Origin of the sequence: Celeribacter sp., from assembly GCF_048266405.1 — a bacterium.
Classification (GTDB): Bacteria; Pseudomonadota; Alphaproteobacteria; order Rhodobacterales; family Rhodobacteraceae; genus Celeribacter.
In genome coordinates this window covers 198632-210919 of record NZ_JBLWZO010000002.1, presented here as the reverse complement: position 1 = coordinate 210919, position 12288 = coordinate 198632, and the positions used below count along the sequence as shown (strand labels likewise).

At 57.2% G+C, this 12288-nt stretch carries 13 protein-coding genes; 3 read left to right on the top strand and 10 right to left on the bottom strand.

Translation table 11 applies throughout. The features are described from left to right. The first annotated feature begins 7 nt into the window (after nucleotides 1–7). Nucleotides 8–1111, top strand: coding sequence for a 3-isopropylmalate dehydrogenase (gene leuB, locus ACN0TS_RS05790; RefSeq protein ID WP_417258391.1), 1104 nt, complete (start codon nucleotides 8–10; stop codon nucleotides 1109–1111). Between the two features lie 168 nt (nucleotides 1112–1279). Then, nucleotides 1280–2224, top strand: coding sequence for a DMT family transporter (locus tag ACN0TS_RS05785; protein WP_417258390.1), 945 nt, complete (start codon nucleotides 1280–1282; stop codon nucleotides 2222–2224). 21 nt (nucleotides 2225–2245) lie between these two features. Here ACN0TS_RS05785 and ACN0TS_RS05780 read toward each other — a convergent pair whose 3' ends face one another. From ACN0TS_RS05780 to dapD, 7 genes are all read right to left on the bottom strand, one after another. Beyond that, nucleotides 2246–3505 (bottom strand): lytic murein transglycosylase, encoded by a 1260-nt coding sequence (locus ACN0TS_RS05780; protein WP_417258389.1) that lies wholly within the window; start codon nucleotides 3503–3505, stop codon nucleotides 2246–2248. Nucleotides 3506–3632: 127 nt separating this feature from the next. After that, nucleotides 3633–5888 carry a ribonuclease R gene (gene rnr / locus ACN0TS_RS05775; protein WP_417258388.1) on the bottom strand — a complete coding sequence of 752 codons (2256 nt, stop codon included), beginning with the start codon at nucleotides 5886–5888 and terminating at the stop codon, nucleotides 3633–3635. A gap of 47 nt (nucleotides 5889–5935) precedes the next feature. Continuing rightward, nucleotides 5936–6514 carry a TIGR04282 family arsenosugar biosynthesis glycosyltransferase gene (locus ACN0TS_RS05770; RefSeq protein ID WP_417258387.1) on the bottom strand — a complete coding sequence of 193 codons (579 nt, stop codon included), beginning with the start codon at nucleotides 6512–6514 and terminating at the stop codon, nucleotides 5936–5938. Between the two features lie 17 nt (nucleotides 6515–6531). Further along, the gene (locus tag ACN0TS_RS05765; protein ID WP_417258386.1) at nucleotides 6532–6957 is read right to left on the bottom strand and encodes a GNAT family N-acetyltransferase; all 426 of its coding nucleotides are present in this window, start codon (nucleotides 6955–6957) and stop codon (nucleotides 6532–6534) included. Next, nucleotides 6954–8096, bottom strand: coding sequence for a succinyl-diaminopimelate desuccinylase (dapE, locus tag ACN0TS_RS05760; RefSeq protein WP_417258385.1), 1143 nt, complete (start codon nucleotides 8094–8096; stop codon nucleotides 6954–6956). Before dapE ends, ACN0TS_RS05765 begins: the two co-directional genes overlap by 4 nt. Nucleotides 8097–8214: 118 nt before the next feature. Then, complete coding sequence (locus ACN0TS_RS05755; RefSeq protein WP_417258384.1) at nucleotides 8215–8559, bottom strand: hypothetical protein; 345 nt, start codon at nucleotides 8557–8559, stop codon at nucleotides 8215–8217. After that, nucleotides 8552–9379 (bottom strand): 2,3,4,5-tetrahydropyridine-2,6-dicarboxylate N-succinyltransferase, encoded by an 828-nt coding sequence (gene dapD, locus ACN0TS_RS05750; protein WP_417258383.1) that lies wholly within the window; start codon nucleotides 9377–9379, stop codon nucleotides 8552–8554. The genes ACN0TS_RS05755 and dapD overlap by 8 nt, the downstream gene beginning before the upstream one ends. Before the next feature lie 123 nt (nucleotides 9380–9502). Here dapD and ACN0TS_RS05745 point away from each other — a divergent pair, with 123 nt between their 5' ends. Then, a complete protein-coding gene (locus tag ACN0TS_RS05745) occupies nucleotides 9503–10363 on the top strand; it encodes a TIGR00730 family Rossman fold protein (protein ID WP_417258382.1) in 861 nt (286 codons plus the stop codon). A 25-nt stretch (nucleotides 10364–10388) separates the two neighbouring features. Here the strand turns inward: ACN0TS_RS05745 and ACN0TS_RS05740 are convergent, their stop codons facing one another. Genes ACN0TS_RS05740 through rlmN form a run of 3 tightly spaced genes read right to left on the bottom strand, consistent with a single transcriptional unit; the run spans nucleotide 10389 to nucleotide 12221 of the window. Next, entirely contained in the window at nucleotides 10389–10580 is a 192-nt protein-coding gene (locus tag ACN0TS_RS05740) for a hypothetical protein (RefSeq protein WP_417258381.1), read from the bottom strand. A 7-nt stretch (nucleotides 10581–10587) separates the two neighbouring features. After that, entirely contained in the window at nucleotides 10588–10998 is a 411-nt protein-coding gene (locus ACN0TS_RS05735; RefSeq protein ID WP_417258380.1) for a hypothetical protein, read from the bottom strand. 35 nt (nucleotides 10999–11033) lie between these two features. After that, complete coding sequence (rlmN, locus tag ACN0TS_RS05730; RefSeq protein ID WP_417258379.1) at nucleotides 11034–12221, bottom strand: 23S rRNA (adenine(2503)-C(2))-methyltransferase RlmN; 1188 nt, start codon at nucleotides 12219–12221, stop codon at nucleotides 11034–11036. Between the last annotated feature and the right edge of the window lie 67 nt (nucleotides 12222–12288).

Here is a 12288-nt window from a genome sequence, read left to right as displayed (position 1 = left end):
CGACGACATGAGCAACCCATCCATCCTCATTCTCCCAGGCGACGGGATTGGCCCGGAAGTTATGGCCGAAGTGGTCAAAATTATCGATTGGTACGGCGACAAGCGTGGCCTGAAATTCGACGTGACCCATGATCTCGTGGGCGGGGCGGCCTATGACGCTCATGGCGCACCGATCAGTGACGAAACAATGGAGAAAGCCCAGTCGGTCGATGCCGTCTTGCTTGGTGCTGTTGGTGGTCCGAAATACGACACGTTGGATTTCTCGGTAAAGCCTGAGCGCGGCCTTTTGCGCCTGCGCAAGGAAATGGATCTCTTTGCCAACCTGCGTCCTGCACAGTGCTTTGACGCCCTTGCCGATTTCTCGTCGCTTAAGAAAGACATTGTTGCGGGCCTCGACATTATGATCGTGCGCGAACTGACGTCTGGTATCTACTTTGGCGAGCCGCGCGGCATCATCACCGAGAACAACGAGCGTGTTGGAATCAACACGCAGCGCTACACCGAGAGCGAAATTGAACGTGCCGCACGGGCCGCGTTCGAGCTTGCCATGAAGCGCGACAAAAAACTGTGCTCGATGGAGAAAGCCAACGTGATGGAGTCGGGCATCTTGTGGCGCGATATCGTCACAGAGGTTTCCGCTGACTACCCTGAGGTCGAACTGTCGCATATGTATGCCGATAACGGCGCAATGCAGCTTGTCCGCGCCCCTAAACAGTTTGACGTGATCGTCACTGACAACCTGTTCGGCGATATCTTGTCCGACTGCGCAGCGATGCTCACAGGTTCCCTCGGCATGTTGCCATCCGCATCTCTTGGCGCGCCGATGGAAAATGGTCGTCCGAAAGCCATGTACGAACCCGTTCACGGCTCAGCGCCAGACATCGCAGGTCAAGGCAAAGCCAACCCGATTGCTTGTGTGCTGTCCTTTGCAATGGCGCTGCGTTACTCGTTTGATCAAGGCGACGATGCAACGCGCCTCGAAAATGCGATCGAGAAGGTTTTGGCTGACGGTGTGCGCACGGCTGATTTGGCAGGTGAAGAGGGTGTGACACCCGTGTCTACATCCGAGATGGGCGATGCCATCATTGCGGCGCTTGACGCGTCGCTTTAAGGCACCTGACTTTAGAATTCGGAAGGGCGCCCGTTGTGGCGCCCTTTTTCATGTGCTTGCCGCATATCCACTATGTGGGGTGTGCGCGATCTCGGGACAGGGAGTGTTTGCGTCGAAGCGTGACGCGTGATTACTGTGAACCAAATTGTATCTAGCGGAACTTTGCTTATGAACTTGTCTGGCGTTTTCTATGCACTCATCGCGTTTGCTATCTTTGCGACACATGATGCGGTGATCAAATTTCTCGGCGCAAGTTTCTCGCCGTTCCAAATGATCTTTTTCACGACGCTGTTCTCCTTTCCGCTCGTCACATTCATGATGATACGGGACAAGACGAGCGGTCACCTGCGTCCTGTTCATCCGTGGTGGACACTTGCGCGCACAACTGCCGCGACGATCAACGCGATGGGGGCATTCTATGCGTTTTCGGTTTTGCCGCTCGCGCAGGTTTACGCCATTCTTTTTGCCTCTCCGCTTATCATTACCATTTTGTCGATCCCCGTCTTGGGTGAACGCGTAGGCTTTCACCGTTGGGCGGCTGTCGTTGTGGGTCTGATCGGGGTAATTGTTGTTCTGCGCCCTGGTGGTACGGAACTCTCTCTTGGCCATCTTGCGGCGCTGTCTTGTGCCTTTTTTGGCGCTTTTGCGTCTATCGTGGTGCGCAAGGTCGGGCGCGAAGAACGCACGGTTGTGTTCCTGCTCTATCCCATGGTCGCCAACTTCGTGATTATGGGCACTCTCATGACATTTGATTACAAGCCGCTTCCGCTCTCGGATCTCGGTGGCATTGCCATGATTTCCCTGTTTGGCTTTACGGCTGGGCTCCTACTGATTGCGGCTTACAAAGCATCAGAGGCGGCGATTGTCGCACCGATGCAGTATTCGCAAATCATCTGGGCCACAATTTTCGGCTATCTGTTTTTCGACGAAAAACTCGATGCTCAAACGATCCTCGGCGCAGGCATTATCATCGCGTCTGGCATGTATATCGTCTTTCGGGAATCGCGCAGCGGAACCTCGACCAACACGCCTGTTCTACGGACTCGTTCCCGTGGCGGTTCGGCCGCATCGTTTCGGATTTCGCCGTTCTTACGTCGAACAAAGCAGCGCTGACATCCGAGCCAGACGCCAAGCTTATCGCAAATGGCCCATTAGGGTTTGCGAGGGATAGCCGTCTGGCGTCACGCCGATTGAGCGTTGGAAATCGCGGATCGCGTTGATGGTGTTCGGTCCGATAATGCCATCCACTTTATCATCCAGAAAACCTTTGCGTTTGAGAATGCGCTGCATCTTCTTTTTCTCATTGAATGACAATGGAGCATAGCCCCGTGGCCACGAGGCTTGGATCGGATCGCCGCCTTTGAGACGGTCGGACAGGTGCCCCACGCCGATGACATAGGCGTCGGCCTTGTTGTAGCGCTCAATGACAGCAAAGTTGTCAAAGATCATAAAAGCCGCGCCCTGCGCTCCAGCGGGCAGCAAGATCGACGCGCGCCCGTAATTGGGGACGGGTTTCCCATCAACTCCCACGACGCCAATGGCGGCCCAATCTGACGGGTTACGCATGTTGTCGCGCCGCGCGGAACTGTAATCAAACCCAGAGGGAAGGCGGACTTCGACGCCCCAAGGTTGCCCTTTATTCCATCCATGACGCGCCAGATAGGCGGCCGTAGAGGCAAGCGCGTCGGTTGGGTCATTGGACCAGATGTCGCGCTTTCCGTCACCGTCGCCATCGACCGCAAAGGCGAGGAAAGATGTCGGGATGAACTGCGTATGTCCCATTGCCCCCGCCCAACTCCCCGTCATGTTGCGTGGTGTCGTGTCGCCAGATTGCAGGATTTGAAGGGCGGCAATGAGCTGCGCCTCAAAGAAGCGGCCGCGCCGCCCGTCATAGGCCAGTGTGGCGAGGGCTTCGATGATCGGGATGTCGCCGCGTGTTGCGCCATAGGCGCTTTCCAGACCCCAGATCGCCGCAACGACGTATTTATCAACGCCAAACCGCGCCTCAATTCCGTTCAGGAGGGCAGCATGTTTGCGTATCGCGGCCTTACCGTTTTTGACCCGTGTGGGGGAGGCGGCGCTGTCGAGGTAGTCCCAAATTTGCTTTGTGAACTCGGATTGATTGCGATCTTTGGCGATCACGTCTGCATTGTATTTCACGCCGGAAAAGGCGCGGTTCAAGACGGTTTGGGATATGCCTTCGCGGGCTGCGCGTGCTTTGAACGCGTCAATCCAACGGCTAAATTCGGCATTGGTTGTTGTCGAAACAGGTTGCAAAAGTGAGGTCTCCATCGAAGGGGAATGAGGGGCGGTATAACCGACAGGTTGTGCCGATGAGGCCTGAACACCAAACCCGAATAGCACACCAAAAGCCAAAGCGATTTTACACGTCATTTTTTCACCTTTACCCGCGTCTCAAAACTGTGAAAACCGTAACCTGAAATGACGCCAACCAGAACGATATTCATTCGGCTTGGCGACTTTTCGCTAGTGGTCGGCATCCTGTCGGCTTTGTGTCGGACTAGTGTCGGCGCCGCGAGACCTTTTTTCGGGCTTTGTCCTGCTTTGCTTTGCCCTTGTTGGACTTGCGGGATCTGTATTTCGAGGGGCCACGGCGCTGCCCGCTTGGCATGTTTGCGCCTTCAACTTGAAGCAACTCCAACTCCAACCCACCCGTGACAGGGCTTGCTTCGGCGATCTTGACCAGAACTTTTTGGCCGATGGCCAGTGTGAGGCCGGTGTCCGACCCGATGAGCGTCTGGCGTTCCGCATCGAAGACAAAGAACTCGCGCCCGATCGAGCGCACAGGAACCAAACCATCGGCGCCCGTGTCATCAAGTTTTACGAACAGGCCGAATTTCTGGATGCCTGAAATGTGCCCGCTCATCTCATCGCCAATCCGTTCGCTCAAATAGGACGCGAGATAGCGATCCGTCGTATCGCGTTCGGCGGTCATGGAGCGGCGTTCGGTTTCCGAGATATGTTTGGCGGTTTCTTCGAGGCGTTCGATTTCCTCAGGTGTCAGGCCATCCTTGCCCCACCCGTGCGCGGAGATTAAAGCGCGGTGAACGATCAGGTCGGAATAGCGACGGATCGGTGAGGTGAAGTGCGCGTAGGACCGCAGCGCCAGACCAAAGTGCCCGAAGTTCTCGGGGTGGTAGTAGGCTTGTGTCATGGAGCGCAGCGTGGAGATGTTGATCAGGTCGTCCTGATCTGTCCCCTCGGCTTGGGCGAGTAATCGGTTGAGGTGCGAGGTGTGCAGCACTTGCCCTTTGGCCAAAGTGAACCCCGACGCCCCTGCGATCTCGCGCAGAGCATCCAGTTTCTCATCCGAGGGTTCTTCGTGAACGCGGTAGAGAAGGGGTCTGTTGCGGTGGAACAGTTCCTCGGCGGCGGACACGTTGGCCAAGACCATGAATTCTTCGATCAGCTTGTGCGCATCCAGTCGCTGCGCGAGGTCGATGGATTTGACTTTGCCATCGTCGCCCAAGACGATCTTGCGCTCGGGCAGGTCCAGTTCAAGCGGTTGGCGCTTGGTTCGAGCCTTTTTCAACGCTTCATATGCCTCATAGAGCGGATTGATTACCGTCTCCATTAGGGGGGCGCATTTGTCATTCGGGTCGCCATCGCGGGCTTGCTGGACTTCGGCGTAATTGAACGACGCCGCAGAGCGCATCAAGCCGCGCACAAAGGTATGTTTGAGCTTTTGCCCCTCCGCATCAATCGTCATCTTCACGGCGATACAGGCACGCGGCACCGCCTCGTGCAGTGAGCACAGATCACCCGACAGGCGGTCAGGCAGCATCGGGACAACACGGTCAGGAAAATAGGAGGAGTTCCCACGTTTCCACGCCTCGCGATCAAGCGCGGAACCAGGCGTCACGTAATGGGCGACATCGGCAATCGCGACCCAAAGGATAAAACCGCCCTTGTTCGCAGGATTAGTGTCTAATTCGGCCCAAATCGCGTCATCCCGGTCGCGTGCATCCATAGGGTCAATCGTGACGAGAGGCACGTCACGAAGATCTTCGCGCCCCTTTAGGCCCGCGGGTTTGGCGGCATCGGCCTCTGCGATGACCTCGTCGGGGAAATCGTCAGGAATGCCAAGCTGGTGGATGGCGATGAGGGAGACAGCGCGGGGCGCGGTCGGATCACCAAGTCGCGTAATAACGCGTGCCAACGGTAGCCCCATGCGACCTGCGGGGCCTGCCTGTTCGGCCTCGACCAATTCGCCGTCTTTTGCGCCGCCTTCGTTGCCTGCTTTGACAAGCCAGTCTTTGTTGGACCCCTTGTCGATGGGTAGAATGCGACCTCCTTCGGCAGATTTGCGGAAGACACCTAAGACTTTATGCGGGTTAGAGCCGATTTTACGGATCAAACGGGCTTTATACTGGTGGTCCTCGCCTTTGACTTCCTGAAGCTTGGCGAGAATTTTATCGCCTTCGCCAAACGCGGCATCACCCTCGCGCAGAACCATGAGGACGCGCGGTTCGGGACCGTCGCCTGTCCACTCCAATGGTCGTGCAAACAGATCGCCATCAGCATCGGGTGCCATAACGGCCAAGACCGAGACCGGAGGGAGCTTGTCGGGATCGCGATAGGTTTTGCGTCTCTTGGTGAGGTGCCCTTCGCTTTCCAGTTCTTTCAAGATGCGCTTAAGATCAATGCGGGCAGCACCTTTGATGCCGAACGCTTTCGCGATGTCGCGCTTTGATGTCTGGGTCGGGTTCTCGGAAATCCACTTCTGAATTTCGTCTTTTGTCGGAATTTTTCTCATGTATCACGATACCACGGCCTACTTGATCGCACCATGACAAAGGACAGTCAGTTTGGTGCGTTTTCGCGCCGCCATTCTATCAGATCATCCAGTGTATCAATATCATTTTGGGAGCGTCCGCTGTGCCATGACAGCCCCTTCGCGCTTGCCAAAGTGTCTGCGCGGGCAAAGCGGGAGGACCACCGAACTCCGTCCATAAATCCCGATGGAACGGCACGGCTATTTCGCAATCCAACAAGCCAGTATCCGCCATCTGGAGACGGGCCGATTGTGGCGTCAAAAGACCCTAATCCAGCGAAAGACGCCTCTATGTCGCGCGGTCGGATGGTCGGAATGTCAGAGCCGATGATGCACACGGGATGGGGGCGAAGGGTGCGAAAAATCCGCACCATGCGTGTGCCGAGGTTGCCGAGACCCTGCGCGATACGAGGGATGTGCGCGGGCCATATGCGGCTTGTGAGGCCTTCGACATCCGGCGACACGGCAAGGACCAAATCCCATTTCGGGCTTTGCAGGCGGCGAATGGTGCGCAGGGTTTGGTGCCGATACCAATGGGCGGCGTTCACATGCCCGATGTCCCACCCGAGCCGCGTTTTTACCCGTCCGGGGTGCGGCTCTTTCACCATGAGAACGAGCTTTTTCCTCAAAGCGCGCGCACCATGTCGTGATGGGGAATGCCGCCATCCATGTATTCGTCGCCGATCACGGTGAAACCCAACCCCTCGTAAAAGGCGATAGCGTGGTTTTGCGCGCCCAGTTTGGCCTGTGTGATATGGGGACGCGCGCGCAAATCCTCCAAACACGCTTCGATCAAGCGTTTGCCAAGGCCGGTGCCGCGATGGGATTTGGTCACGCAAACCCGCCCGATTTTGCCGATGTGCCCCACTTCGTAAACACGGGCGGTTCCGATGCCCTTTCCCTCTTCGTCTTGTGCCAGGAAATGCACAGAAACAGGGTCGAGATCATCGACTTCTTCTTCGACGGGAACCTTTTGTTCGTGGACGAAAACTTCAAACCGTAGGGCAAGGCAGGCGTCAATATCGGTGGTTTTGGAGATGGAAACGGTCATGCGAAATAGTCTCTAATCAGGCGTGAATAGACGTTTTTGAGTTGTGTGATCTGCTCGGTTGGCACGTGTTCATCGACCTGGTGCATGGTCTTGCCAACAAGGCCGAATTCGACGACGGGGCAGTGCTTTTGAATGAACCGCGCGTCAGAGGTGCCGCCAGATGTTGACAGTTCGGGCGCTACGCCCGTTTCCGCTTCGACCGCCGCCGCGACCATATCGACAAATGCGCCTGGCTCGGTGACAAAGCTCTCGCCCGAAATCGTCACGCGCATTGTGAATTCGATTCCCGTCTCTTCGGCCATCTTGGCGGCTTTGGCTTCCAGCCATTTGGTGAGGCTTTCGCCCGTGTGGGCGTCATTAAAGCGGATGTTGACGGTTGCCTTGCATTCGCTCGGGATGACGTTTGTCGCGGGGTTGCCCGTGTCGAATGTTGTGGCCACGAGGGTTGAAGGATCAAAATGCGCAGTGCCTTGGTCCAAGCTGTGGTTCGAGAGCTGGTCGATGAGACGTGCCATCGCGGGGACGGGATTTTTGGCGCGGTGGGGATAGGCGGCGTGGCCCTGAACGCCTTTCGCGGTGAAGTAGGCCGTCAGTGAACCGCGTCGCCCGATTTTCATCATCTCGCCCATCGTGTTCGGGCAGGTCGGCTCGCCGACCAGACAATCGCTCATGCGTTCGTCATTGGCGTCCATCCAGTCGAGAAGCGCCATGGTGCCGTCGGTTGCGTCGCCTTCTTCATCGCCTGTGATCGCAATGGCGATGGACCCTGTTTCGGGCGGGGTTCGGGTCACAAAATCAACGGCGGCGGCAACAAAACAGGCCACGCCGGATTTCATGTCGGTCGCACCACGGCCCCACAAAATACCGTCAGAGATTTCACCACCAAAGGGTGCGTGTGTCCACGCTTCGGCGTCGCCGATGGGGACCACATCCGTATGGCCGTTGAACCCCAATGTGCGCTCCGTCTTGTCGCCCCAACGTGCGAACAGGTTGGCGGTTCCGTTGCGATCCACGCGGGTGCAGTGAAAGCCTGCATCGGATAGGATGCGCTCAAGCAGTTGCAGCGCACCGCCTTCAACGGGCGTTACGGATTCACAGCGGATGAGGTCGGCGGAAAGTTGGATTGGATCAAGTGTCATATGCGGCTCCCAGTCGGTTCAACAGGGTTAGCGCGGCGGGCGCGGGATGACAAATGCAAGTTGGTCAAAAAGGAGCGAGGTGAGGCGGGTGTCGAGGGGGCAATGCCCCCCGACCCGATTATGCCTTGTCTTCGAAAAACGGTGTCATCTGTGCGACGATGACCGAGTTTTCGTCAAGCGCGCGTTGCATCAATGCGCGTTCGTCGTCGGAAATATCGTGCCCTTCGGCCAACCGCTCATCGAGTGTGCCGTAGCCTGTCACATCCAAGGGCGCGACATCGGCGGTTTTGAGGACCGCAACCGTTTCACGCACGGCTTCGGCCTCATCCACACCTGAGGCATAGATCATCAAGGCGCCACCTGTGGCACCCTTGGGCAGGCCATCGCCCTCCTTGCGCCCGATCTGGACGAGGAGGGTGTAGACCTTTTGCCGAGACGGCTTTTTCTTTGGGGTATCAGTCACGGAGCAACTCGTTGATACCTGTTTTCGAGCGGGTGCGCTCGTCCACGCGTTTCACGATCACGGCGCAGTAGAGGTTCACACCATTCTTGGAAGGCATGGAGCCTGCGACGACCACGGAGTAGGGCGGCACTTCGCCATACATGACTTCGCCTGTTTCACGGTCGAGGATTTTGGTGGACTGGCCGATGAAAACACCCATGCCAAGCACGGAGCCTTCGCGGATGATGCAGCCCTCAACCACTTCGGAGCGCGCCCCGATGAAGCAGTTGTCCTCGATGATGGTCGGTCCCGCCTGCATGGGCTCCAGAACGCCACCGATGCCGACGCCGCCGGACAGGTGAACGCCCTTGCCGATCTGGGCGCAGGAGCCAACGGTGGCCCATGTGTCAACCATCGTGCCTTCGTCGATGTAAGCGCCGAGGTTCACGAAGGAGGGCATGAGAACAACGCCTGGGGCAACATAGGCGGATTTGCGGACGACACAGTTGGGAACGGCGCGGAAACCTGCGGTTTTCCACTCGTCTTCGCCCCAGCCTTTGAACTTGCTGTCGACCTTGTCCCACCAGCCAGAGCCTTGTGGTCCGCCGCTTTGCATTTCCATGTCTTTGATACGGAAGCCGAGGAGAACAGCCTTTTTGGCCCATTGGTTGACGTGCCAGTCGCCGTTTTCCATCTTCTCGGCGACGCGCAGCTTCCCGCTGTCGAGGGCGGCCAAAGTCTCTTCGATGGCGTCGCGAGTCTCGCCTGTTGTGGCGGAGGTGATGGTGTCACGGGCCTCCCATGCGGATTCGATGGCGGTTTCAAGCTGTGCGTTAGACATAGGTCTCTCCCAAGTGTCATGGAATATCTGTTGCAGGTGGCTATAGTCTGTGCGAGGCGCTTTCGCAACGCGTGAGCGCATCTTGCGAAAACCCGAGTATATGAATTGAGAGTGAGGTCTTTAATGTCCGACGCCCCTGAGCAGTCCCACCGCCGCCACCCATTACGTGATAGTCACATGGATATGGAGTCGGCACGCCAAACGCCAGATACGCCGCAAACGCGCGCGCCTGCGTATAAATTGGCGTTTTCGGACGTGGATTTCATGTGTCGCGATGAATTGCGCCCTGTCCGGCTTCAGCTCGAATTGCTCAAGCCGGAAATGATGATGGCGGAATATGGCGTTGAGAGCACCATTGTGATGTTTGGCGGCGCACGGATTCCCGAGCCGTCCAATAAGGATACGGCCAAGACGAAAACCTTGGCAGAGCTGTCAAAATACTATGACGAAGCGCGGACCTTTGCGCGGCTGATGACGGAGCGTGCCAAAAAGAACGGGCACCGCGAGGACGTTATCGTGACGGGCGGTGGTCCGGGTGTGATGGAGGCGGGCAACCGCGGTGCGGTGGATGCAGGGGGCGTTTCAATCGGCCTCAACATTGTGTTGCCGCATGAGCAAGCGCCCAATGAATACGTGACGCCAGACCTGTGTTTCAACTTCCACTACTTTGCGATTCGCAAAATGCACTTCTTGATGCGGGCTAAGGCATTGGCGGTTTTCCCGGGTGGATTCGGAACGTTGGACGAGATGTTCGAGACGCTGACACTGATCCAAACGGGACGCATGAACCGCATTCCTGTGGTGTTGTTCGGCGGCGCATTTTGGCAAAAGATTATCAATTGGGATGCTTTGGCCGACGCGGGAACGATTTCCCGTGATGATCTTGATCTCTTCCGCTTTGTCGAGACGGCTGAGGAAGCCATCGAGGTCATTGATGCGTGGGATTACGGCGAAGGTCGCCGTGCGGATATTCCCGGACGGTAAAAAGCCACGGCGCACCGCGTTGTGGTTATAGGGCTTCGATTGTGTTTTTCGTGCCTTCAATCACAACGGCGGTGTGTCGTAGATCAACGCGCCCCTTCATGTAACGCTCCATTGTCATGTCTTGGAGTACCCCGCCGATCGTGTCGCCATTCTGACGCGCGATCAGGTGCATCAGTTCAATCGTCGTTTTGGGCAGAAAGAGTGTAATCTGTTCCATGGGAACCTCACTGGGGTTTGGATGGTGCGCTCTGGCGTTTGGGGCGTTGGGGAGACGGGTCGGGAAACGGCGCCCCGAACTGGTGCCGCAACTTGGAATAGGGCTGTCCGAGGGCGGCTGTGTCACAGAGGGTTTTCCCCGCGACAGTGCGCACGATCAGATGATCGCCGCAGAGAGCCAAGAGGTAGCCTTTGTCGTGCAGGCTTTCGCGCAGCGCGGCCCAAGTTTGCGCAAGGGCAAAGTCATGGATTAGCCATGCGGCGAGCGTGTGCGGTTTGGTCGGGACCGGAGCGACGGTTGTCCGCAGCGCACTCCCCAGTCGCACACTTTCATCACATGCCCACTGCGAAGGCGGCGGGCGATGGTCGGTTTCGATTCTGATCTGTTGTGATTCCATGCGGGTAGGATGGACCCGCATGGTTAAAGCGCCGTTACCGAGACCTCGAGAGGGTCTTAGTCGTTGGTTTCAGCTTCGATTTGGGCGCGGGATTTACGGGCACGTTCGGTGGCCGATTTGAGCTGACCACAGGCCGCCATGATGTCCTCGCCGCGCGGGGTGCGGATCGGAGAGGCGTACCCCGCCGCCATCAAAATCCGCGCAAAGGCGTGGATGCGGTTGTTGGACGAGCGCGTGTAGGGCGCTCCGGGCCATTCGTTGAACGGGATCAGGTTTACCTTGGACGGGATGCCCTCAAGCAGCTTTACCAAGCGATGCGCATCTTCGTCACTGTCGTTCACCCCGTTAAGCATCACGTACTCAAAGGTGATCCGTTCGGAATTGGAAGCCTTGGGATATTCGCGCAGCGCATCCAGAAGCGCCTCGATATTCCAGCGTTTGTTGATGGGCACCAGTTTGTTGCGAGTCTCGTCCTCGGTGGCGTGGAACGACACAGCCAACAGACATCCGATTTCTTTTGCCGTACGATGGATTTCGGGCACAACACCAGAGGTCGATAGGGTGATGCGTCGACGGCCAAGGGCGATGCCTTCGCCATCCATCACGATCTTCATCGCGTCACGCACGTTTTCGAAATTGTAGAGCGGCTCACCCATGCCCATCAAAACAATGTTGGACAGCAGGCGGGCTTCGCCTTCGTTGTGCGATCCCTTTTCGGGCCACTCGCCAAGGTCGTCACGCGCCATCATCACCTGACCGACAATCTCGGCGGGTGTGAGGTTGCGCACCAGCTTTTGAGTACCCGTGTGGCAGAACGAACAGGTGAGCGTGCAGCCGACCTGAGATGAGATACACAGCGTGCCGCGGCTGTCTTCAGGGATGTAGACAACCTCAACCTCATGGCCGCCATTGATACGCACGAGGTATTTGCGGGTGCCGTCGTCGGAGACCTGTTTGGAAACAACTTCGGGGATGCGCACCTCAAAGGACTCGGCAAGCTCCGCCCGCAACGCTTTTGACAAGTTCGTCATGTCGTCAAAGTCACGCACACCCCATTGGTAGATCCATTGCCAGATCTGCCCGACGCGCATTTTGGCCTGCTTCTCGGGCGTGCCATGCTCGATCAGGAGATCGCGCAAACGTTCGCGCGACAGGCCGACAAGGTTGATTTTGCCTGTCGGGTCGTCGCCGTCTTTGCGCGGGATGGTCAAGACGTCCTGCGTGATGGGTGCGCTGGTTTCCATGATATATCTCTTTGTCGAGGTGAACTGGCTGCGGTCCCTACAGGATTCTTTCGTCCAAAGGAAGCCA